This window comes from Luteimonas sp. A482, assembly GCF_054072655.1.
In genome coordinates, this window is record NZ_JBSVRO010000001.1 from 923,671 (window position 1) to 946,139 (window position 22,469).

General features: G+C 66.6%; 17 protein-coding genes and 1 pseudogene. 17 read left to right on the forward strand and 1 reads right to left on the reverse strand.

All coding sequences use genetic code 11. The features are described from left to right. The first annotated feature begins 41 nt into the window (after positions 1 to 41). The 17 genes and pseudogenes from ACW5DW_RS04120 (at position 42) to ACW5DW_RS04200 (ending at position 21,206) form a co-directional block, all read left to right on the forward strand. Positions 42 to 1,100: an efflux RND transporter periplasmic adaptor subunit gene (locus tag ACW5DW_RS04120; RefSeq protein ID WP_457017497.1), complete on the forward strand. Its 1,059-nt coding sequence runs from the start codon at positions 42 to 44 to the stop codon at positions 1,098 to 1,100. Continuing rightward, a complete protein-coding gene (locus tag ACW5DW_RS04125; RefSeq protein ID WP_457017498.1) occupies positions 1,097 to 4,159 on the forward strand; it encodes an efflux RND transporter permease subunit in 3,063 nt (1,020 codons plus the stop codon). Before ACW5DW_RS04120 ends, ACW5DW_RS04125 begins: the two co-directional genes overlap by 4 nt. A gap of 192 nt (positions 4,160 to 4,351) precedes the next feature. After that, a complete protein-coding gene (locus tag ACW5DW_RS04130; RefSeq protein WP_457017499.1) occupies positions 4,352 to 5,335 on the forward strand; it encodes an acyl-CoA dehydrogenase family protein in 984 nt (327 codons plus the stop codon). Then, the gene (locus tag ACW5DW_RS04135) at positions 5,323 to 6,078 is read left to right on the forward strand and encodes a PIG-L deacetylase family protein (RefSeq protein WP_457017500.1); all 756 of its coding nucleotides are present in this window, start codon (positions 5,323 to 5,325) and stop codon (positions 6,076 to 6,078) included. Before ACW5DW_RS04130 ends, ACW5DW_RS04135 begins: the two co-directional genes overlap by 13 nt. Then, positions 6,075 to 6,671, forward strand: a complete 597-nt coding sequence (locus ACW5DW_RS04140; protein WP_457017501.1) for a class I SAM-dependent DNA methyltransferase — start codon at positions 6,075 to 6,077, stop codon at positions 6,669 to 6,671. Before ACW5DW_RS04135 ends, ACW5DW_RS04140 begins: the two co-directional genes overlap by 4 nt. Then, positions 6,668 to 7,324, forward strand: coding sequence for a glycosyltransferase (locus ACW5DW_RS04145; protein ID WP_457017502.1), 657 nt, complete (start codon positions 6,668 to 6,670; stop codon positions 7,322 to 7,324). The genes ACW5DW_RS04140 and ACW5DW_RS04145 overlap by 4 nt, the downstream gene beginning before the upstream one ends. A gap of 145 nt (positions 7,325 to 7,469) precedes the next feature. Further along, positions 7,470 to 8,087, forward strand: a complete 618-nt coding sequence (locus tag ACW5DW_RS04150; RefSeq protein ID WP_457017503.1) for a beta-lactamase hydrolase domain-containing protein — start codon at positions 7,470 to 7,472, stop codon at positions 8,085 to 8,087. 49 nt (positions 8,088 to 8,136) lie between these two features. Then, positions 8,137 to 8,556, forward strand: a complete 420-nt coding sequence (locus ACW5DW_RS04155; protein ID WP_457017504.1) for a helix-turn-helix domain-containing protein — start codon at positions 8,137 to 8,139, stop codon at positions 8,554 to 8,556. A gap of 30 nt (positions 8,557 to 8,586) precedes the next feature. Beyond that, positions 8,587 to 11,706: a type I restriction endonuclease subunit R gene (locus ACW5DW_RS04160; RefSeq protein ID WP_457017505.1), complete on the forward strand. Its 3,120-nt coding sequence runs from the start codon at positions 8,587 to 8,589 to the stop codon at positions 11,704 to 11,706. Next, entirely contained in the window at positions 11,696 to 12,919 is a 1,224-nt protein-coding gene (locus tag ACW5DW_RS04165) for a restriction endonuclease subunit S (RefSeq protein WP_457017506.1), read from the forward strand. The genes ACW5DW_RS04160 and ACW5DW_RS04165 overlap by 11 nt, the downstream gene beginning before the upstream one ends. Beyond that, positions 12,916 to 14,034 carry an AAA family ATPase gene (locus ACW5DW_RS04170; protein WP_457017507.1) on the forward strand — a complete coding sequence of 373 codons (1,119 nt, stop codon included), beginning with the start codon at positions 12,916 to 12,918 and terminating at the stop codon, positions 14,032 to 14,034. The genes ACW5DW_RS04165 and ACW5DW_RS04170 overlap by 4 nt, the downstream gene beginning before the upstream one ends. A 105-nt stretch (positions 14,035 to 14,139) precedes the next feature. Further along, on the forward strand, positions 14,140 to 15,753 hold the full coding sequence (locus ACW5DW_RS04175; protein WP_457017508.1) for a type I restriction-modification system subunit M: 1,614 nt from the start codon (positions 14,140 to 14,142) through the stop codon (positions 15,751 to 15,753). Positions 15,754 to 16,346: 593 nt separating this feature from the next. After that, entirely contained in the window at positions 16,347 to 16,835 is a 489-nt protein-coding gene (locus tag ACW5DW_RS04180; protein ID WP_457017509.1) for a hypothetical protein, read from the forward strand. A 121-nt stretch (positions 16,836 to 16,956) separates the two neighbouring features. Continuing rightward, positions 16,957 to 17,241: a ribbon-helix-helix protein, CopG family gene (locus ACW5DW_RS04185; RefSeq protein ID WP_457017510.1), complete on the forward strand. Its 285-nt coding sequence runs from the start codon at positions 16,957 to 16,959 to the stop codon at positions 17,239 to 17,241. 1 nt (position 17,242) lies between these two features. Further along, complete coding sequence (locus ACW5DW_RS04190) at positions 17,243 to 17,542, forward strand: type II toxin-antitoxin system RelE/ParE family toxin (RefSeq protein WP_457017511.1); 300 nt, start codon at positions 17,243 to 17,245, stop codon at positions 17,540 to 17,542. Between the two features lie 326 nt (positions 17,543 to 17,868). Then, positions 17,869 to 20,232, forward strand: a pseudogene (locus ACW5DW_RS04195) (DEAD/DEAH box helicase); the annotation flags it as partial. Between the two features lie 2 nt (positions 20,233 to 20,234). Then, positions 20,235 to 21,206, forward strand: coding sequence for a ribonuclease H-like domain-containing protein (locus ACW5DW_RS04200; RefSeq protein WP_457018399.1), 972 nt, complete (start codon positions 20,235 to 20,237; stop codon positions 21,204 to 21,206). A 6-nt stretch (positions 21,207 to 21,212) separates the two neighbouring features. Here ACW5DW_RS04200 and ACW5DW_RS04205 read toward each other — a convergent pair whose 3' ends face one another. Continuing rightward, entirely contained in the window at positions 21,213 to 22,067 is an 855-nt protein-coding gene (locus ACW5DW_RS04205) for a PhzF family phenazine biosynthesis protein (protein WP_457017512.1), read from the reverse strand. Positions 22,068 to 22,469 lie beyond the last annotated feature (402 nt).

Genomic DNA, 22,469 nt, shown 5'->3' on the forward strand with positions numbered 1-22,469 from the left:
GCTGATAGAGTATCAGCCTTCTGATACGAGCCGAAGCCCCCATGCCTGCCATTCCCCTGCGTGCGCTGGCTGTTGCTGGACTGCTTGCCCTGGCCGCCTGCGGCGCCGACGCGCCTCCCGAGGCGACGCCGAGCCTGACCGTATCGCTGGCCACGCCAACGACGCGTGAGGTTGTGCGCGAAGTGGTTGCCTCAGGCGCGGTGGCCGCGTGGGAGGAGGTGTCGGTGGGCGTCGAGCTCTCCGGCGTGCGCGTCTCCAGCGTCGACGTTGAAGTGGGCAGCGTGGTGAAGCAGGGCGACGTGCTGCTGCGCCTGGACGACCGCACCCTGGCCTCGCAGCTGGCCCAGTCCGAGGCGTCGGTGACCGAGGCGCAGACCAACCTGGAGACCGCCCGGCGCAAGGCCTCGCGCGTACGCGAACTGGCCGACGACCGCATGGTCTCGCTGCAGGACGCCGAGGAGGCAGAGGCCGCCCGCGCCAATGCCCAGGCCCGGCTCAACACCGCCATCGCCGGCCGCGACGCGGCCCGCGTGCAGCGCGATTTCACCGTGGTGCGGGCGCCGGTCGACGGCGTGGTGTCGGCGCGCAGCGTGCAGGGAGGGCAGGTAGTAGGGGCCGGAGGCGAACTGCTGCGCCTGATTCGCGACGGCCGCCTGGAATGGCGCGCCGAACTGGCCGAGGCCGACCTGCTGCTGGTCGCGCCCGGCGCCACCGTGCAGGTGCGCACGCCCGCTGGTGCCGTCGCCGGTGTAGTGCGCCGCGTCTCGCCGGCGCTGGATGCGCAGACCCGCACCGGCACCATCTACGCCGACCTGCCCGAACCCGGCGGCCTGCGCGCGGGGATGTTCGCGCAGGGCCGCATCGCGCTGGGCCGCGCGCAGGCGATGCTGATTCCCAACGATGCCGTGGTGCGCCGCGACGGACGCGCCTACGTGTTCACCGTCGAGGATGACCAGCGCGTGCGCGAACGCGGCATCGAGGTCGGGCCGACGCATGGGGACCAGATTGAAGTCGTCAGCGGGTTGCCTTCCGACGCACGCGTGGTCGCGCGCGGTGCCGGCTTCCTGGGCGATGGCGATCTGGTGCGGGTGGTGGAATGAACTTCTCCGCCTGGTCCATCCACCGCCCGCTGCCGGCGATCCTGCTCTTCATCCTGCTCACCGCCGCCGGCCTGGTCGCCTTCAACCGGCTCGCCGTCTCGCAGTTCCCCGACCTCACCGTTCCGGTGGTCACCGTCACCGTCACCCTGCCGGGCGCCAGCCCCAGCACCCTGGAAACCCAGGTCACGCGCAAGGTGGAGGATGCCACCGCCAGCATCCCGGACCTGCGCAACATGGTCTCGATCGTCAACGAGGGCGTGTCGACCACCGTGCTCACCTTCCAGATCGAGAAGGACGGCAACATCGCCAAGGACGAGGTGCGCGACGCCATCGATCGCGTGCGCATCGACCTGCCGGCCGATGTGCAACCGCCGATCGTCTCCCTGGTCAACGTTACCGGCGGCGACATGATCAGCTTCGCCGTCACCGCCGACGGCTGGAGCGACGAGCAGCTGAGCTGGTACATCGACGACGCCATCGCCAAGCGCCTGTTCGCGGTGCCGGGCGTGGGCGCGGTGCGCCGCATTGGCGGCGTCGACCGCGAGATCCGCGTCGACCTGCGACCCGAGGCGGTGCAGGGCTTCGGCGTGAGCCCGGCGCTGCTCTCGCAGCAACTGGCGCAGATCCAGCAGGAGCAACCGGGCGGACGCACCACCGTGGGCGGCAGCGAGCAGGCCGTGCGCACGCTGGGCACCGTGGACAGCGCCGCTGATCTGGAGAACTACCCGATCTTCGTGCCCGACGGGCGCAGCGTGCGCCTGTCCAACATCGCCGAGGTCAGCGACGGCCACGCGCCGATCACCCAGCGCACCACGCTCGACGGCACGCCGGTCATCGGCTTTGCCGTGCAGCGCACCACCGGTTCGAGCGAAGTGGACGTGGGCAATGCCGTGCGCGCGAGCATCGCCGAACTGCAGGCGCAGCAGCCGCGCCTGCGCATCGTCGAGGTGGGGTCGACCACCGAGGTGGCCGAGAACTCCTACACATCGTCCATGCACATGCTCTACGAGGGCGCGCTGCTGGCGGTGGCGGTGGTGTTCTGGTTCCTGCGCGACTGGCGCGCCACCCTGATCTCGGCCGTGGCGCTGCCGCTGTCGATCATCCCGACCTTCGCGGTGATGTACTGGTTCGGCTTCAGCCTCAACATGATCACCCTGCTGGCGCTGGCCGTGGTGGTGGGCATCCTGGTGGACGATGCCATCGTGGAAGTCGAGAACATCGACCGCCACCTGCGCATGGGCAAGACACCCAAACAGGCCGCGCTCGAAGCGGCCGACGAGATCGGCCTGGCGGTGGTCGCCACCTCGTGCACGCTCGCCGCGGTGTTCATCCCGGTGGCCTTCATGCCAGGCATTCCCGGCAAGTTCTTCCGCGAGTTCGGCTGGACCGCGGCGTCGGCGGTGCTGTTTTCGCTGCTGGTCGCGCGCCTGATCACGCCGATGATGTCCGCCTACCTGCTCAAGCCCACGCCCGAACACAAGGGCGATTCGAAGCTGATGCAGTGGTACCTGCGCTGGGCCGACCGCGCGCTGCGCCATCGCAACCGCACCCTGGTCGCTGCGCTGGCGATCTTCATCGGCTCACTGGCCTTGTTGCCGCTGCTGAAAGTGACCTTCATCCCGCCCAACGACGGCATCCTGAGCAGCGTGCTGGTGGAACTGCCGCCCGGCACCGCGCTGGAGACCACGCGCGAGGTGGCCGAGACCGCGCGCCAGCGCATCGCCGACATTCCCGAGATCGAACACGTGTTCGTCACCGCCGGCAGCAACAGCGGCGCCAACGGCCCGGCGGGCGACATCACCAGCGCCGAGCTGCGCAAGGCCACCCTGCTGATCCGCTGGTCCGACGATCGCGACGCCACCCAGTACGAACTCGAATCCCAGGTGCGCGCACGCCTGGCCGACATGCCCGGCGTGCGCCTGAGCTTCCAGGGCGGTGAGCCCGGCCGCGCGCTGCAGCTGGTGCTGGCCGGCGATGACCCGGTGAAGCTGGCCGAAGCCGCGCGCGACGTGGAGCGCGGCATCCGCCAGCTGCCGGGCCTGGGCACGGTGAGCTCATCGGCCGCGCTGGTGCGCCCGGAAATCATCGTGCGGCCCGATGCCGCGCGCGCCGCGGACCTGGGCGTTTCCACCGCCGACATCGCCGCCGCCACCCGCGTGGCCACGCGCGGCGACTATGAGCAGTTCCTGTCCAAGCTCAACCTGCCCGAGCGCCAGGTGCCCATCCGCGTGCAGCTCGACGAGGCCGCATTGTCGGACCCGGCCCTGCTCGGCCAGCTGCGCGTGCCCACCGCCGGCGGCGGCAGCGTGCCGCTGTCCTCGGTGGCCGAGATCACCACCGCCAGCGGCCCCTCGCAGATCGACCGCTACGACCGCCGCCGCAACGTCACCATCACCGTCGACCTCAACGGCATGGCCATGGGCGAGGTGGAGGGCCAGATCGACGCACTGCCTGCACTGCAGAACCTGCCCGTGGGCGTGGACCGCCAGGCTGCCGGCGACAGCGAGGTGTTCGCCGAGATGTTCGGCGGCTTCCTGATGGCCATGGTGGCCGGCATCTTCTGCGTCTACGGCGTGCTGCTGCTGCTGTTCAACCACGCCAGCCAGCCGATCACCATCCTGGTAGCCGTGCCGCTGGCCGCCGGGGGCGCGTTCGGCGCGCTGCTGATCACCGGCCTGGACATCTCGCTGTCGGTGCTGATCGGCCTGATCCTGCTGATCGGCATCGCGGTCAAGAACTCCATCCTGCTGGTGGACTACGCGGTCATGGCCGAAGCGCAGGGCATGGCACGCCACGACGCCCTGATGGACGCCTGCCACAAGCGCGCCCGCCCCGTGATCATGACCACCATGGCCATGGGCGCCGGCATGCTGCCCATCGCCCTGGGCTTCACCGCCGACGCCAGCTTCCGCATGCCCATGGCCGTGGCCGTGATCGGCGGCCTGATCACCTCCACCGTGCTCAGCCTGATCGTGGTGCCGGCGGCGTTCACGCTGGTGGATGATGTGGAGGAGTGGCTGGTGGCGAAGTTCCGCAAGCCGAAGGTGGCGACGGCCTGAGCCTGCTGGATCGCAACACGCGGCGCCTGCAGCCACGCGCTGTCGCCTGCAACTGCAGAGTTCAAGTTGCCCGACTGAAACAGGAAGAGCCCCGCACACGCGGGGCTCCTTCGTGTGGCGACACAGCACGCATTGGTGGTCGCAGTCGTGCGGCTCACGCGGCGCCTACCGCTGGGTTGGTCCACTGGTGTCATGCCTACGCCTGCAACTTCGACCGCCGACACAGCGCCTTCTTCCCTCGAAACACGCGCCCGCGCACGCCTGCGCAAAGCCCCGCTACCGCTGCCGGGGCAGGGCGAAACGCTCGCCCGCTGGCGCGCCCTGGCCCGGTGGGGTGCCGACGACCTGGCGCTGGCCAAGGTGCTCGAAGCCCACCATGACGCGCTCGCGATCCTGGTCGAGCTGGTCGCCGCCCCACCCGCGCCGACGACGCTGCTGGCGGTCTGGGCCGCGGAGGGCCCGGAGTCGACGGTGGTGGTGCGCGACGGGCCCGGCAAGCCGCGCCTGTCCGGACGCAAGCCCTGGTGCTCGGGCGCGCGCTTCGTCGACGCCGCGCTGCTTACCGCGAGCGAGGGCGATGCGCGGCAGCTGGTGCTGGTGGACATGCGCCAGCCCGGCGTCGCCATACCCGACGCCGGCTGGCAGGCAGTCGGCATGGCCACGATCGAAAGCGGGCCGGTGGAGTTCGACGCCGTGCCGTGCGTGCGCATCGGCGCGCCGGGCGCCTATCTCGAGCGTCCCGGCTTCTGGCACGGCGGCGCTGGCGTGGCCGCCTGCTGGCACGGAGCTGCGGTGGAAATCGCCCAGCGCATGGCCGACCCGGCACGCGTCGCGCGCGACCCGCACCTTGCCGCGTCGCTGGGACGCGTCGACATGGAGCTGGGCGCCGCGTCCGCCATGCTGCGCGAGCTGGCGGCACAAATCGACGCCAACCCCACACAGCCATACCAGCGCGAAGTGGTGCGCCTGCGCTCGGTGGTCGAGCGCGCCTGCCACGACGTGCTCGATGCCGCCGCGCGCAGCCTCGGTCCCGGCCCGCTGTGCCGCGACGGCCAACATGCGCAGCGCTGCGCGGATCTCACCGTGTTCGTGCGCCAGAGCCACGCCGATCGCGACTGGGCAGCGCTGGGCGCGCAGGTCGCAGCGCTGGACGCGGAGGCACGATGGCCGCTGTAGCCCCGCCGCGCATCAATGGCGCAGGCCAATGCGAATCCGCGTGGCGCGCCTCGCCGTGGCTGGCCGCGCTGGACGAGCGGCTGGCCGCGCAATTGCTGCACGGCCGGCACCGCCTGATGCTGCTCTCGCCGCATCCGGATGACGAGACCCTCGCCTGTGGCGGCCTGCTGCGCGCCGCCAGCCAGGCCGGACTCGACATCCTCCTGGTGGCGGTGACCGATGGCGAAGCCTGCTATCCCGGCGACGCCGCCTGGACCCCCGATCGCCTGCGCGAGGTGCGTCCGCGCGAAGTGGCGCAGGCACTCGACGTGCTGGGCGTTCGCGCGCAGGTGCAGCGCCTCGACATTCCGGACGGCGGGGTCGAGGCGCGCAGCGCTGCCCTCAAGGCGACGCTCCGCACACTGCTGCAGCCCGGCGACCTCGTCCTCGCACCCTGGGAGCAGGACGGCCACCCCGACCACGACGCCGTCGGCCGCGCCGCACTCGCCGCCGCGGCGCAGCCGGGCATGCGCCTGCTGCGCTATCCCGTGTGGGCCTGGCACTGGCTGTTGCCGCACACCAGCCGGCCGCCGTTCGATGCGTTCCGCATGCCGCTGACGCCCGAAACCGTCGTCCTCAAGCAGCGCGCCATCGCCTGCTTCGCCTCGCAGCTGCAAAGCGACGCGCCACACGCGCCCGCGCCGATCCTGCCCCCGCACGTGCTGCAACGCTTCCACCGCCCGTTCGAGGTCTACCTGCCATGACGCTTGCGCGCTATTTCGACCAGGTCTGGCAGGCGGGCGACGACCCCTTCGGCTACCGCACCCGCTGGTACGAAACCCGCAAGCGCGACCTGCTGCTGGCCGCGCTGCCGCGTCCGGAGTTCGAACGCGGCTGGGAAATCGGCTGCGCCAACGGCGAGCTGACCCGCAAGCTCGCCGCACGCTGCGACGCCCTGCTGGGCACCGACCTCAATCCGCGCGCGATTGCCGTGGCGCGCCGGCGCTGCGCAGGGCTGGGCCACCTCGAGCTGCGCTGCATGGAGCACCCGCGCGAATGGCCCGACGGCCGCTTCGACCTGGTGGTGGTCGGCGAGATGGGCTACTACCTCGACGACACCGCGATGCAGGCATTCGCCCACAGGATCGAAACTTCGCTCGCACCAAACGCCGTGCTGCTGGCCTGCCACTGGCGGCATGGCTTCGACGGCCGGCACAGCGACACCCTGGACGTGCATGCACGGCTGGCGGCCATCCCCGGGCTGACCCGCATCGCCCACTACCGCGACCCCGACTTCATCCTCGACTGCTGGAGCGACGACACCACCTCGGTGGCGCAGCGCGAGGGCCTGCGATGATCGGCGTGCTGGTACCCGCGCACAACGAGGAGGTACTGATCGGCGACTGCCTGCGCTCGATCCTCGCCGCCGCGCAGTGGCCCGCGCTGGCCGGCGAGCGCGTCGAGGTGGTGGTCGCACTGGACAGCTGCCGCGACGCCACCGCCGACGCCTGCGCCGCACTGGGCGTGCGCACCGTGGCGCTCAACGCGCGCTGCGTCGGCCGCGCCCGCGCCGCCGCGGCCGAGCTCCTGCTGCACGAAGGCGCGCGCTGGCTGGCCTCGACCGACGCCGACAGCTGCGTGCCCGCCGACTGGCTCGCCGCGCAGCTGGCCTGCGATGCGGACGCCTTCTGCGGCACCGTGCGCGTCGCCGACTGGCGCGACTTCGCCCCCCGCGTGCGCGCCGCCTTCCTCGCCGGCGAGCACTACATCGACGGCCACCCGCACGTACACGGCGCCAACCTCGGCGTCTCGGCTGCCGCGTACCGCGCTGCGGGCGGCTTCCCCGCGCTCACCGCCCACGAAGACCGCGCCCTGCTGGACGCCCTGGAGCGCAGCGGCCACACCGTCGCCCGCCGCGCCAATCCCGCCGTCATCACCAGCGCCCGCCGTGACCCCCGCGCAAGGCACGGCTTCGGCGACTACCTGCTGGCGCTCGAAGCGGCGGCTTAAATCGCGCGCTCACTCCCTCCTTGCCGAACCTTTGCTCCTTCCCCCGCGCGTGGGGCATTGCGCCCTTCACGGGTGGAGAGCTGGGTCGGGGCCCCCAGAAGCCTCAATATCCGACCCACCACCGCCCACCCCGGAGGCGCCACCCATGCGCACCCAAAACCTCGCCCCCATCCAGGCCTCCCTCCTTACAGTCGCCCTGATCCTCCTCGCCAGCTGCATCACCACCCCCCAATCCGCAGCCACCCCACCACCCACCCCCGACACCACGGCCCACGCCCCCGGACTGAGCCGCTTCAACAACCCCACCCCCGGCATCCACACCGGCGGACGCATCACCGCCGAAGACCTTCCCGCCCTGCGCGCCGCCGGCATCACCCACGTCATCGACCTCACCCCCGACGCCGAAACGCCCGGATTCGACGAAGCCACTGCCGTGCGCACCGCAGGCCTGAAATATGAAAACCTCCCCATCGCCGGCGCGGCCGATCTCTCGCCCGCATCGGTCGCCGCCTTCGACCAGCTGCTGCGCGGCATCGAAGGCCCGGCCCTGGTCCACTGCGCCAGCGGCAACCGCGTCGGTGCACTGGCTGCACTGCGTGCCGCGTGGCTGCAAGGCGCCGACGAGGAGGCCGCCATTGCAGAAGGCCGTCGCTGGGGTTTGCGCAGCCTGGACGGCGAAGTCCGCATGCGGCTGGCACGAGAGCGCTGCGTGGCCGCGGCGCAGGGGCAGGATGCGATCGCGGCGTGCGCAGCAGGCGGATAACCCCTATGCGTCATTCGCGAATAGGTAATGGGCGGCGGCACGACGTCAAGTGACGCATGTAGTCCCCAACGCGCCCGCTCTGCTCCTTCCCCCGCACGCGGGAGAGGGGCGCCGGTGGGGGCGCCCTAGTATCCGTGCACCACGCCACGCTTGCCGGCCTCTCGCAGCTAGGCAAGGCGCTCGTCCCCCCTGCACGCGCGCCCCGGCGAACCTTAGGCGCTCGAACTCCTGGCCGCGCTGGCCCCATGCCGCGCAGCGCCTTCGCCCCCGCGTTCAAGCACGCCGTCGGCACACGCCCGCCGCCTACGTGCTCAACTGGCGCCCGGGCCTCGCCGCCACCCGCCTGCGCGGGGGCAGGGCGGTGAAGCAGGTGGCGCACGAGCTGGGGTTCGCTGGGGCCGGGGCGTTGTCGAAGGCGTATCGGAGGCGGTGTGGCATGTCGCCAACCGTGCTGCGGCCTCCCTGCTGAGCTCGAAGGGCAACTAAACATGAGCCGCACATGCGGCAATCCGCGGTGCGCAAGAGTTATAGGCCAACTTCCAGCCCCCAGTCGTTAGACTTGCTTGGGGTAGCGTCTACTGAATCTGAAAGGCTGGACTGGGCTATGCACATCAAGGAAAGCATCATTGAGCAGGAACTCGTCGCCAAGCTGGGCGAGCTCAAGTACACCCTGCGTCCAGACATCCGTGACCGCGCCGCGCTCGAACGTAACTTCCTGGAGAAGTTCGAGTCGCTCAACCGCGTCTACCTCACGCCCGGCGAGGCGCAGCGTTTCTTGGACGAGATTGTCACCGCGGATGTCTTCACTGCTGCACAGCGCCTGCGTGAGACCTCCACCTTCCTACGCGATGACGGCACCCCGCTGCATTACACCCTGGTCAACACCCGCGACTGGTGCAAGAACACCTTCGAGGTGGTCAACCAACTGCGCATCAACCACGACAACAGCCACCACCGCTACGATGTAGTCCTGCTCATCAACGGCGTGCCAGTCGCCCAGATCGAGTTGAAGACGCTCGGCATCAGTCCGCGCCGGGCCATGCAACAGGTTGTCGACTACAAGGCCGACCCCGGCAACGGCTACACTCGCACGCTGCTGTGTTTCTTGCAGGTGTTCATCGTGAGCAACCGCACAGACACCTACTACTTCGCCAACAACACCGCGCGACACTTCAATTTCAGCGCAGACGAGCAATTCCTGCCCGTCTACCAGTTTGCCGACGAGGCCAACCGCAAGATCGGCCACCTCGATGCTTTTGCCGAAACCTTCTTGGCCAAGTGCACGCTGGGCCAGATGCTAAGCCGCTACATGGTGCTGGTGGCCAGCGAACAGAAGCTGCTGATGATGCGGCCGTACCAGATCTATGCGGTCAAGGCCATCGTCGACTGCATCGAGAAGAACGGCGGCAACGGCTATGTCTGGCACACCACCGGTAGTGGCAAGACGCTAACTTCCTTCAAGGCATCCACCCTGCTCAAGGACAACCCGGACATCGAGAAGTGCCTGTTCGTGGTGGACCGCAAGGATCTCGATCGCCAGACCCGCGAGGAGTTCAACCGCTTCCAAGAAGGCTGCGTCGAGGAGAACACCAACACCGAGGCGCTGGTGCGTCGACTGTTGTCAGACGACAAGGCCGACAAGGTCATCGTCACCACCATCCAGAAGCTAGGGCTGGCGTTGGACGGGTCTGCGGGTCGCAACCATCCGCAGCGGCTGGAGCCGCTGCGAGACAAGCGGCTGGTGTTCATCTTCGACGAGTGCCACCGCTCGCAGTTCGGCGAGACCCATCAATCGATCAAGGCGTTCTTTCCGCGTGCCCAGATGTTCGGTTTCACTGGCACGCCGATCTTCGACAAGAACGCCTCCAGCGTGCAGCGCGAAGGCGAAAACGCGCGCGTACGTACCACGCTGGATCTGTTCCAGCGCGAACTACACGCCTACACCATCACCCACGCCATCGACGACCGCAACGTGCTGAAGTTCCATGTGGATCATTTTAAGCCCGAAGGCGCCAACCCGCCCAAGCCTAGCGAGGCGCCGCCCAAACCCAAGGTCATCGAGACCATTCTCGACAAGCACGATGCCGCCACCGCGCAGCGCCGTTTCAATGCGGTGTTCGCCACCGCATCGATCAACGATGCCATCGAGTACTACCGGCTGTTCGGCGAGATGCAGGCCCAGCGGCAGGCCGAAGATCCGGAGTTCCGCCCGCTGAAGGTCGCCTGTGTGTTTTCCCCGCCTGCGCAGGCCGTGGCGGCGGAAGGCGGCGACGATGCCGCGAAGAACGCCGCCGACGTGCGCCAGCTGCAGGAAGACCTGCCGCAGGAGCAGTCCGACAACCGAGAGGATCCCGAAGGCAAGTACGCCGCGCTTAAGCAGATCATTGCCGACTACAACGCCCGTTACGGCTGTAATTTCGGTGTCGGTGAGTTCGATGCCTATTACAAGGACGTGCAGCAGCGCATCAAGCAGCAGCAGGTGCCCGATGCCGACCTGCCCGGCAAGGGCGCGGAGAAGATCGACATCACGCTGGTGGTAGACATGCTGCTCACCGGCTTCGATGCCAAGTACCTGAATACGCTGTACGTGGACAAGAAGCTCAGGTACCACGGCCTGATTCAGGCGTTCAGCCGCACCAACCGCGTGCTCAACGATGCCAAGCCCTACGGCAACATCCTCGACTTCCGTCAGCAGCAGGTGCAAGTGGACGAGGCGATCAAGCTGTTCTCGGGCGAAGGCAGCGACGCGCCTGCCCGCATCTGGCTGGTGGACCTGGCACCGAAGGTCATCGAGCAACTGGATGACGCTATGCAGAAGTTGCAGGGCTTCATGCAGTCGCAGGGGCTGGTCAGCAAGCCCGAGCAGATCGCCAACCTGCGTGGCGATGCCGCGCGTGCGCAGTTCATTGAGTTGTTCAAGCAGGTGCAGCGCTTCAAGACGCAACTGGACCAGTACACCGACCTGACGGCCGCCCAGCGCGACCAGGTGGATACGCTGATCGCACCGGACGACCTGCGCGCCTGGCGCGGCACCTATCTAGAAACGGCGCAGCGGCTCAAGTCGCAGCAGCAGGCGCAGGGCGACGGCGCTGCGCCGGAAGTGCAGCAATTGGACTTCGAGTTCGTGCTGTTCGCCTCCAACCTGATCGACTACGACTACATCATGGCGCTGGTCGCTCGCGATAGTGGAAAACCGCCGGACGAGCGCAGCATGACCCGCGAGCAGGTGATTGGGCTGGTGCAGGCTGATGCAAAGTTCATGGACGAGCGCGAGGTGATTGCGGACTACATCCGCAGCCTACCGACCGACCGGGCGCTGGACGAAGCTGTGATCCGCAAGGGCTACGAGGCGTTCAAGGTGCAGCGACGCACCGATCAGCTCAACGCGATTGCGCAGGCGCATGGGCTGGAGGCAGAAAAGTTCAAGGAATTCGTGGACGAAATCCTGCGTCGCCGCGTGTTCGATGGGGAGGCGCTGAGCGCATTGATGGCGCCACTGGAACTGGCCTGGAAGGAAAGGACGCGCCGTGAGCTGGATTTGATGGAAGAGCTTACCCCTGTGCTGGAGCGGTTGGCGCAGGGTCGGGAGATTGCAGGATTGAGTGCGTATGCGCAGTGAGAACAAGAGTGTCCAGAAATCAGTCGGATATCGGACTTCTCTGCCAAAGTTACGTTTCCCAGAATTCGACGGATGGTGGGAGTCGAGGCCGCTATCTCAGGTAGCCCGTATCGCACAGGGCGGTACACCTAGTACTGGCGTGGCGAAGTACTGGGGAGGCGATGTTCAGTGGGTAACTCCCGCGGAGATGGGGAAGGATGCAAGCCCTTACATTTCCAAGACGGTCCGTACTATTACCGAAGAAGGGTTACAGAACTGCTCCTCTGAAGTGTTACCTCCAGAATCGACTATTCTCTCAACACGTGCGCCCATTGGCCATCTCGCGATCAACGCAGTCCCGATGGCGATGAATCAGGGTTGCCGAGGTTTTGTCTCAAAGGAGGGATTCGACGGAAAGTTCCTCTACTTCTCTCTGGCAAGATCCAAGGCTGCGTTGGAGAGACTTGGTGCAGGCAACACGTTCAAAGAACTTTCGGGAGGTGTTCTTAAGTCTTTTGAGCTTGCTTTCCCGTCGCAGAGGGAGCAGCAAAAGGTTGGTAACGTCCTATCAACTCTCGATGACCGTATCGGTGCGGAAGCCCGCAAGCTCGATACGCTCAGGGCTCACAAGCAGGGGCTTATGCAACAGCTGTTCCCGGACGAAGGACAGCCCCTGCCGTGTCTGCGTTTTCCGGGGTTCGTGGGCAGATGGAAAGTCCAGAAACTCGAAAACACTATCGTCACGGTTACGCCGCCGAAGAAACTGCAAACGTCGCAATACATGCAGGAAGGCGCGTATCCAATCATCGATCAGTCAGCGAAGCCAATCGCCGGTTGGACAGATGACTCGTGCGGCCTTGTCGCTGGCCCGTTTCCGCTGATCGTGTTTGGTGACCACACGTGTGTGTTGAAGTTGGCGAACAAGCCATTTGTTCAGGGCGCGGACGGCATCAAGATACTTCGTGCAAAAAAGGATGTTTCGACGGCGTTTCTTTTTCAGTGTTTGCAGGCGAACCCCATAGTCATGCTCGATTACCGCCGACACTTTTCTCAGCTGAAAGAGATGATGGTGAAATTCCCGGAAGACCCTGATGAGCAGTTGCGGATCGCCGATCTGCTCGCGAATCTGGATGTTCTCATTCGGGCCCAGGTTGAAATGATCGAGCTGCTCAGGCAGCACAAGAAGGGCCTGATGCAGCGACTACTCCCACTTGTTGAGGCTGATGCCCCGTGAGTCCGCCGCCGAACTTTCCCGACCTGGCCCTACTCGCCGCCCACGTCCGTACAACTCTGAACGGCCCCGCGAGCGCGCCGGAAGAGGCCAAGCGCTTCGTGCTGCTCTATGGCCACAACGGCGTCGGCAAGACCCAGTTGTCGATGGCGTTCAAGAACATTGGTCGGCAAGGCGACGCCCGCGACACGTTGTACTTCAACGCCTACACAGAGGACCTGTTTGGCTGGGACAACGACCTGACCGGCGACAGTGACCGCAGGCTTGTGCTTAACACCAACTCACGATTCTTCTCGGGTCTAACCGAGCTGGAGATGGACAACCGAATCCGGCCACTGCTGCAGCGCTATGCGGATTTCGATTTCCGGATCGATGCAGAAGCGGGTGTGGTGCGCTTCTACCCGAAAGGTAATGACGAGCAGCCGATCAAGATTTCCCGTGGCGAGGAAACCATGTTCATCTGGTGCTTCTTCCTCGCCATCGTGCAGCTGGCGATGGATGGAGCGGAAGCCTACCAATGGGTCAGGTATATCGTCATAGACGATCCAATTTCTTCGCTCGATGAGCACAACGCCATCGTCGTGGCCAACCACCTGAGCCAGTTCTTGGCGCGTAACGATCACGCCATCAAGACCGTGATCTCCACCCATCACGCCCTGTTTTTCAATGTGCTGTGGAACGAAATCAGGCAGATTGATCGCAAAAAGTTCCAGTCATGGCTGCTTTCGCGCTCACGCACCACGGGCGAGTTCACCCTTGCCTGGAGCAGCGATACGCCGTTCTTCCATCATCTGGCGCTGTTGGAAGACCTGTGCCGCGCACGCGACTCGGGACAGGTCTATACGCATCACTTCAATGCGCTGCGCAGTCTGCTGGAGAAAGCGCAGATATTCCACGGGCACGACAAGTTTTCGGTGTGCATCCAGCAGGACGCCGAGAACGATCCGGATGCGACACTTTACGGTCGTGTGGTGAACATCATGAGCCACGGCAATTATTCGTTCTACGACCCCGTGGAGATGCTGCAGGAGAATCGCGAGCACTTCGAGAAGGTGCTTGACGACTTCCTGAATTACTACCCCTTCAACAGGGCCTCGTTGCCCGGCGTGGATGCCTGACATGTTGATCCTCTACACCCCCGACGATGGCCACAGCCAGATCCGGCTGCACGCCGACCAGCAGACTGTCTGGTGCGGCCAGCGCCGACCGAAGCCCTGATTACCATGACCCAAGACGAACGAAACAAGCTCGGCGCGTTACTCTGGAACATCGCCGACACCCTGCGCGGCAGCATGGACGCGGACGATTTCCGGGACTACATGCTCGCCTTCCTGTTCTTGCGCTACCTGTCGGACAACTACGAAGCGGCGGCCAAACGCGAGCTTGGCGGCGACTATCCGGTTCCGGGCAAGGAAGAGCGCCGGGCGCCGCTGGCCATTTGGTATGCCGACAATCCCACAGACGTGCTGGCCTTCGAGAAGCAGATGCGCCGCAAGGTGCACTACGTGGTGCATCCAGATTACCTGTGGTCGAACATTGCCGAGTTGGCGCGTGTGCAGAGCAATGACCTGCTGAGCACGCTGCAGGATGCCTTCAAGTACATCGAAGAGGAATCATTCGAGAGCGCTTTTGGCGGGTTGTTCTCAGAGATCAACCTGAACTCCGAAAAGTTGGGCAAGGCATATGCACAGCGTAATAAGCAACTGATCAAGATCGTCGGCGAGATCGCCAAGGGGCTGACGCACTTCAAGGCCGATAACGATACGCTGGGAGATGCGTACGAGTATCTGATCGGCCAGTTCGCTGCCGGCAGTGGCAAGAAGGCCGGCGAGTTCTACACGCCGCAGTTCATCTCCGACATCTTGTCCGCCATCGTCACCCTCGACAGCCAGAATCCCGCATCCGGCCCGCGCGCCCACCTGGACCAGGTGCTGGACTTCGCCTGCGGTTCCGGTTCGCTGTTGCTGAATGTGCGCCGGCACGCGAAGGAACGAAGCATTGGAAAACTGGTAGGGCAGGAGAAGAACATCACCACCTACAACTTGGCGCGCATGAACATGCTGCTGCACGGGGTGAAGGATTCAGAGTTCGAGATCTATCACGGCGACACGCTGGAGAACCAATGGGACTGGCTGCGCGAGTCGAATCCTGCTCGGATGCCGCGGTTCGATGCCGTGGTGGCCAATCCGCCCTTTAGCTATCGCTGGGAGCCGAACGAGGCATTGGGCGAGGACATGCGCTTCCGAAACCACGGGTTGGCACCCAAGTCGGCGGCGGATTTCGCCTTCCTGCTACACGGCTTCCATTACCTCAAGGACGATGGCGTGATGGCCATCATCCTGCCGCACGGTGTGTTGTTCCGCGGTGGCGCCGAGTCGCGCATTCGCACCAAACTGCTCAGGGACGGGCACATCGATACGGTAATCGGGCTGCCGGCGAACCTGTTCTATTCCACTGGAATTCCCGTTTGCATCTTGGTACTGAAGAAGTGCAAGCAGCCGGATGATGTGTTGTTCATCAATGCTAGTAGCCCCGAGAATTTCGAGAAGGGTAAACGCCAGAACCGCCTGCTGCCGGAACACATCGCCAAGATCGTCTCGACATATCGGGAGCGCTCAGAGGAGTCCCGTTATGCAAGGCGCGTCGACATGGCCGAGATCGAGAAGAACGAGTTCAATCTCAATATTTCCCGTTATGTGAGCACGGCGCGTGCAGAGTCGGAGATTGACCTTGCGGAAGTCCATAGCGGTCTGGTTACGATCGAAAAGGAGATCGCCGAGGCGAAGAAGCGCCACAATTCCTTTCTGAAGGAACTGGGGCTGCCGCTTTTGCCCTGACACTTTTTGTAAAGGTCAAGGGCTATGAGGAGGATCGGGTCAGGTTCACTTTCTCTGCTTCCCAACGCTTGGATCGCAAACATCGCGGCTTCTGGCCGTCCCGACTCATCCTACGAGCAGATTTGCATCAGCGCCAAGCCACCGCGCCTTGCACGCGACTGAAAACCAGTTGCGCGCAACCAAATATCGCTTGCGCGCAAGCCTTCGCGGCTTGCGATTGGATGGCTCGTGCTGGAGCACGGGCGCCGTTGGCTTGCGCGCAAGCCAATTCCGCTTGCGCGCGACTGTTGCCGCCTTGCGCGCAAGCCGGACTCGCTTGCGCGCAACCGCCGAATGCTTGCGCGCAAGCCATTTCGGCTCGCGGCCCACTGTTTCCCGCTTGCGCGCCGGCCGTGTCCGCTTGCGCGCTACCGCTGGCCGCTTGCGCCATACCCGCCGCCAGCCGCTGTAGGCCCAGTCCCACCCGCCACCGGGGCGTTGTCCTACAGCGGGGTGCGGACTTCCCCGGCGGCGCGGCGGGCGTCCGCCCGCTGGAATGCACAGGCCGGACGGGATGCGCCGGCCAACTTTCACATGGACCAAGGAGACACGTGATGTCGCAGAACCTGATCGACCTGAGCCTGGATGCCGAGCGGCTGGGACGCCTGGATGCCGCGCTGGCGGCGGTGGAGACCGAGCTGGCCGGGATGGCCGCGCTGGGTCCGGACCAGACGCGGGACCTGGCCAAGATGGGCGCCAAGTCCGAGGCCTTCGTGCGCCAGAGCACGGTGGCCTTTGCCGAGAACCCGGGCGTGCTGCCGCGCAACTTCGACCTGGAGGGCTTCCAGCGCGACCTGGCCTCGCTCGACGCGCTGCGCCCGCGGCTGCAGCGGATCAAGCGCCTGCAGGAGCGCATGTCCGGGGCGGAGATTGCGCTGGGCAGCGACCTGATGAACGCGGCGCTGGAAGGCTATGCGGTGCTCAAGGTGTCGGGGCGGGGCGAGGGCATGGAGGCGCTGAAGCGGCTGCTGTCGCAGCGCTTCAGCCGCACTGCACGTAGCGCCGCGTCGCAGCCGGCGCCCGAGCCGGTGCCCGCAGGCTGATCTCGACACCTCACGGTAAACCTGCCATGGCCCCGCTCCGGCGGGGCCATTCGTTCAGGGGTCGGGATACATGTGTCACATTTGTGCTACTTTTGCCGCGAGACGCAAAACCGGAGCTTCCATGAGCACCACCACCATCCGCCTGCCCGACGACCTCAAAGCCCGCGTCGCTCAGGCTGCGGAAGCGGCCGGCACCACCTCGCACAACTTCATCCTGGAAGCCATCGCCGAGAAGGCTGATCTCGCCGAACGGCGCGCCGACTTCTATGCACAGGCCGATCAGCGCTGGGCGGCGTTCCTCGAAACCGGCGAGAGCATTCCCTGGGAAGAGATGCGCCGTTATCTGGTCGACCGCAGCCACGGCAAGGCCGGTCCGCATCCAGTCGCGCGCAAGTTCGCCAAGTAACATGGCGCGCGTCGAGTTTCTGCCCGGCGTGTATGAGGACCTGCAGCGCGTCATCATCCATCTGGAGCAGCACGAGGCCGGGCACCTTCACGATCGGCTTGGCGAGATCGTCAGCGCTTCCGATGTGCTCACGAACAATCCGCTGATCGGACGCCCAACGCGCGATGGTCTGCGCGAACTGGTCATCGGCCGGGGCGCTCGCGGGTACATCGCCCTCTACCGGTATGTGATGGCGCTGGATGCGGTATTCGTCCTGGCGATCCGGGCGCAACGCGAGGCGGGTTATGCGCGCGACGAATGAGGCGAGGCCGGCACCTGAGCTAGCCGCATCCTGGGCACATGAGGACAGGTGGGTTCCCTAAGGAACCTCTGAACAACTGTCGTCATCCCCGCGAACGCGGGGATCCACTGACTGCAAGCCGTTGAGTCCAAAGTCCCTGGATGACCAGCCCTGCGGGCTGTTGAAAAGCCCCGCCTTCGCGGGAATGACGAGCAAAATGGGGCTTGTTCAGAGGCTCCCCGGCGAGCGCTCAGACTCACCTGGTGAGACTGCCCCCCACAACACTGGCCCGCCCAATCAGGGCAGGCCCCATGAACGCCATCCTCCACGCCAGGCCGTTGCCTGCGCCCGTTCCCTCCGGCGGACAGCTGGCGCGTCGCCTGGCCGATCGCTATGCCGACCGTGTCACCGGGCAGTTCACCATTCCGGGCCAGGCGGCCGACCTGCGCCCGCTGCCGCGTGACCTGCCGCCCGCGCTCGATGCGGCGCTGCAGGCGCGCGGTATCCGCTCGCTGTATTCGCACCAGGCGCAGGCCTGGGACGCGGCGCGCGCGGGGCGGCATGTGGTGGTGGCCACGCCCACGGCGTCGGGCAAGTCGCTGTGCTACACGCTGCCGGTGGTCAGTGCGGCGCTGGAGCAGGGGGCCAAGGCGCTGTACCTGTTCCCGACCAAGGCGCTGGCCCAGGACCAGGTGGCCGAGCTGCTGGAACTCAATGCCGCGGGAGCCCTGGGGCTGCGCGCGGCGACCTTCGATGGCGATACGCCGGGCGATGCGCGCCAGGCCATCCGGCTCAATGGCGACATCGTGGTCAGCAATCCCGACATGCTCCACCAGGCGATCCTGCCGCACCACACCAAGTGGGCGCAGTTCTTCGAGAACCTGCGCTACGTGGTGATCGACGAGGTGCATACGTATCGCGGCGTGTTCGGCTCGCACGTGGCCAACGTGATCCGGCGGCTCAAGCGCGTGTGCGCGTTCTACGGGGTCAAGCCGCAGTTCGTGCTGTGCTCGGCGACGATCGGCAATGCCGCGCAGCACGCCAGTGCGCTGATCGAGCACGAGGTGGAGGCGATCACCGACAGCGGCGCGCCCACCGGCGACAAGCACATCCTGCTGTGGAACCCGCCGGTGGTGAACCCCGACCTCGGCATACGCGCGTCGGCCCGCTCGCAGTCCAACCGCATCGCGCGCATGGCGATCAAGTCGGGCCTGAAGACGATGGTGTTCTGCCAGTCGCGGCTGATGGTCGAGGTGCTCACCAAGTACCTCAAGGAAGTGTTCGACCACGACCCGCGCAAGCCGCGGCGCATACGCGCCTATCGCGGCGGCTACCTGCCCACGGAGCGGCGCGAGGTGGAGCGCGAGATGCGCTCGGGCAAGATCGACGGCATCGTCAGCACCTCCGCGCTCGAGCTGGGCGTGGACATCGGCAGCCTGGATGTCGTGGTGCTCAACGGCTATCCCGGCTCCATCGCGCAGACCTGGCAGCGCTTCGGTCGGGCGGGTCGGCGCCAGCAGCCGTCGATCGGCGTGCTGGTGGCCAGCAGCCTGCCGCTTGATCAATACGTGGTGCGTCATCCGGAGTTCTTCGCCAGCGCCACGCCCGAGCAGGCGCGCATCGAACCCGACCAGCCGCTGATCCTGATGGACCACATCCGCTGCGCGGCCTTCGAGCTTCCGTTCCTGGCTGGGGATGCCTTCGGGCCGGTCGATCCGGGCCCGTGGCTGGAGGTGCTGGTCGAAAGCGGCGTGCTGCACCAGGAAGGCGAGCGCTGGGAGTGGATCGCCGACAGCTATCCGGCCCAGGCGGTGAACCTGCGCTCGGTGGCCGACGGCAACTTCGTGGTGGTCGACCGCACCAACGGCCGCCAGACCATCATCGCCGAAGTCGATTATTCGGCTGCCGCGCTCACGCTCTACGAGGGCGCGATCCACATGGTGCAGTCCGAGCCCTACCAGGTCGAACGCCTGGACTGGGAAGGGCGCAAGGCCTACGTGCAGCAGACCAACGTGGACTACTACACCGACGCCATCGACTACACCAAGCTCAAGGTGCTCGACGAGGCCGAAGGCGCGCTGGCCGGGCAGGGTAGTGCCCACCACGGCGAGGTGCACGTGCTGCGGCGGGTGTCGGGCTACAAGAAGATCCGCTTCCACACCCACGAGAACATCGGCTACGGGCCGGTGACTCTGCCCGACCAGGAGCTGCACACCACCGCATGCTGGTGGCAGCTGCCGCAGCGGGTGCTGGATAGCAGTTTCGACAGCCGCCAGGATGCGCTCGATGGGTTTCTTTCAGCGGCGTACGCATTGCACCTGGTGGCCATGGTCTGCGTGATGGCCGAAGGGCGCGACCTGCAGAAGGCGGTGGGCAGCGGCGACGGTGCGTGGTTCGCCACCGCCGACCAGGCCGGGCGCGGGCAGATCCGCTCGGGCGACAGTGGCGAGGCGATGGTGGAGGCCGCACGCGGGTTCACGCCCACGCTGTTTCTCTACGACAACTATCCGGGCGGCGTGGGGCTGTCGCTGCCGCTGTTCGAGCGTCGCGAGGATCTGCGCCAGCAGGCGCTGGGGCTGATTCTTTCGTGTCCCTGCAAGCATGGCTGCCCGGCGTGCGTGGGGCCGATCCTGGCCAGCAGCGAAGCGGCAGGCAAGTCGGTGAAGGCGGCGGGGATGCAGGTGCTGGAACTGCTGGGAGAGACGGCTTGAGCGTGCTGGCCAAACGCCTGGCCGGATTGCGGCAGCAGGCGGGCGTGGCGGCCCGACCCATGGCGGCGCCCGTTGCGCCGCAGGGGAAGACGACCGGCGAGCAGGTGGTGCCGCCCGCCGCGCCACGCGGGAAGACGACCGACGCGCAGGTGGCGCAGCTGCGCAAGCTGCTTGGCCTGCGCCCGCGCGCCCTGTCGCCAGTGCACAGTTTCGACCGCAGCCTGGAGGGTGTGGAAATCGCGCCCGGCCTGCGCTACATCGAGAAGTGGGTGCCGTTCGAACGCCTGCCGGCGCGACTGGACCTGACGGCGCTGAACCTCACTGCGCCCGCCCTCGACCAGATCGAAACCCACCGCATCCTCGCCTTCGACACCGAGACCACCGGCCTTGCCGGGGGCACCGGCACGCGCGCCTTCATGATCGGCGCCAGCGACTGGCGCGACGGCGGCCTGCGCATCCGCCAGCTGCTGATGACCACCATGGGCGCCGAGCAGGCGATGCTGCGCGAGTTCGCCAACTGGCTGGAGCCGCGCACCGTGCTGTTGTCCTACAACGGCAAGTGCTACGACCGGCCACTGCTGAGCACGCGCTACACCCTGGCCCGGCTGTCCGATCCGGTGCTCGGCCGCGACCACATCGACCTGCTGCATCCGGTCCGGCGCCGCTACCGCGGCGTCTGGGAGAACTGCCGCCTCGCCACCGTCGAGCGGCAACTGCTCGGCGTGGTGCGCGAAGACGACCTGCCCGGATCGGAAGCCCCCGCCGCCTGGCTCGACTACCTGCGCGGCGGCAGCGCCGACAAACTCCGTCGCGTCGGCGACCACAACGCCCAGGACCTGCGCAGCCTCGCGGGGCTGCTGGTGCATTTCCACGCGCAGGCGCAGCTTCTGTCAGTGCCGGACCGAGCGGAAGCGGCGGCGTTTTCCGCATCGCGCAGCGGCACGCGGATCCCGCAACGAAGCAGGGCGGGCTGACCGCTCTCAGTCCCCTGCCGGCATGTCCACCGCAGTGCCCGACACGATGATCCCGCCCTCGGCAGGCACGGTGACGACCAGCAGGCTGGGTCGCCCCATCGCCGCGCCCTGGATGATCTGGAACCCATCCGGCACTGGCATCAGGCCGGCATCGCGCAGGTAGCCGCCGAGCGCCGCGGCGGCCGCGCCGGTGGCCGGATCCTCGACCACGCCGCCCACGGGGAAGGGATTGCGCGCGTGGAATCGCGTGGGCGATTCGCGCCACACCAGCTGCAGCGTTGACAGCGCGTGCGCCAGCATCAGCGTCTTCAGACGCTCGAAGTCGTAGCGCAGCTGTTCGAGCCGCTGTCGCTGCGCAACCGCGAGCACCAGGTGCCACACCCCGGCGTACGCCAGCATCGGGGGCAGCAGCGGATCCAGTTCACCCCGGCGCCAGTCGAGCGCAGCCAGGGCTTCGTCGAGCAGGGCCGCGGGCACAGGGCGCTGCTGCGTGGGGACCGACTGCAGGCTGGCCCGCCACATATCTCCTTCGCGCTCGACCTGGACACGCACGTCGCCCGCGCGGGTGGCGAGCGTGTAAGTGCCACTGCCGGACCTGCGACCCAGCACGACGCCGCTGGCGATCGTGGCGTGCCCGCAGAACGGCACTTCGGCCAGGGGACTGAAGTAGCGGACCCGCCACGCGCGCCCAGCGGCAGGGGCCAGGAACGCCGTTTCCGAGTACCCCACCTCGGCGGCGACCCGCTGCATGTGATCCGCAGGCGGCAGCGCATCGCCGATCCAGACGCCGGCGGGGTTGCCGCCTCGCGGATCGTCGGTGAACGCCGCCAGGCGGTGCAGTTCGTGCGGGGTGGTGGTCATGCCGTGCGTGCGTGTGCCCGGGGTTGCCCAGTCTCCGAAGAGACAGGGGAGGCCGCAAGCGAATCGTCTCGGCGGCGTCTGCCCGCGGCAGCGGCGTCTGCCTGCGGCAGCGAGGGGCAGAAATCGGACGCAACGGGGCACCCTGCGGATGCCGGTAGGCGCAGCGAGTCAATTTTCCGGCAGCGCTGCGGCGCGCCGGTCGACCCGGATCGGGTGGTGGGCGCGCGGACAACGGTTCGGTGTCAGCCGGACGGCGCCTGGCGTGCACATCCCGTCCACATTCCTGCATCCGAAGTGAACAAATCACTGAATTCACTGGAGTTTAGTGGCGACACACCCACAACGGCACGCGCCTTGCTTTGCCCCATGCGCCGGCGTATGCCAGCGCGCCATGGGAAGCGC

Excerpts from the sequence above, each read along its gene's own strand:
- ACW5DW_RS04150 (WP_457017503.1), top strand. The coding sequence starts at position 7,470 with ATGCGCACCCAAAACCTCGCCCCCATCCAGGCCTCCCTCCTTACAGTC.
- ACW5DW_RS04130 (WP_457017499.1), top strand. The coding sequence starts at position 4,352 with ATGCCTACGCCTGCAACTTCGACCGCCGACACAGCGCCTTCTTCCCTC.
- ACW5DW_RS04165 (WP_457017506.1), top strand. The coding sequence starts at position 11,696 with ATGCGCAGTGAGAACAAGAGTGTCCAGAAATCAGTCGGATATCGGACT.
- ACW5DW_RS04175 (WP_457017508.1), top strand. The coding sequence starts at position 14,140 with ATGACCCAAGACGAACGAAACAAGCTCGGCGCGTTACTCTGGAACATC.
- ACW5DW_RS04140 (WP_457017501.1), top strand. The coding sequence starts at position 6,075 with ATGACGCTTGCGCGCTATTTCGACCAGGTCTGGCAGGCGGGCGACGAC.
- ACW5DW_RS04120 (WP_457017497.1), top strand. The coding sequence starts at position 42 with ATGCCTGCCATTCCCCTGCGTGCGCTGGCTGTTGCTGGACTGCTTGCC.
- ACW5DW_RS04160 (WP_457017505.1), top strand. The coding sequence starts at position 8,587 with ATGCGGCAATCCGCGGTGCGCAAGAGTTATAGGCCAACTTCCAGCCCC.
- ACW5DW_RS04185 (WP_457017510.1), top strand. The coding sequence starts at position 16,957 with ATGAGCACCACCACCATCCGCCTGCCCGACGACCTCAAAGCCCGCGTC.
- ACW5DW_RS04190 (WP_457017511.1), top strand. The coding sequence starts at position 17,243 with ATGGCGCGCGTCGAGTTTCTGCCCGGCGTGTATGAGGACCTGCAGCGC.
- ACW5DW_RS04180 (WP_457017509.1), top strand. The coding sequence starts at position 16,347 with ATGTCGCAGAACCTGATCGACCTGAGCCTGGATGCCGAGCGGCTGGGA.
- ACW5DW_RS04135 (WP_457017500.1), top strand. The coding sequence starts at position 5,323 with ATGGCCGCTGTAGCCCCGCCGCGCATCAATGGCGCAGGCCAATGCGAA.
- ACW5DW_RS04125 (WP_457017498.1), top strand. The coding sequence starts at position 1,097 with ATGAACTTCTCCGCCTGGTCCATCCACCGCCCGCTGCCGGCGATCCTG.
- ACW5DW_RS04145 (WP_457017502.1), top strand. The coding sequence starts at position 6,668 with ATGATCGGCGTGCTGGTACCCGCGCACAACGAGGAGGTACTGATCGGC.
- ACW5DW_RS04205 (WP_457017512.1), bottom strand. The coding sequence starts at position 22,067 with ATGACCACCACCCCGCACGAACTGCACCGCCTGGCGGCGTTCACCGAC.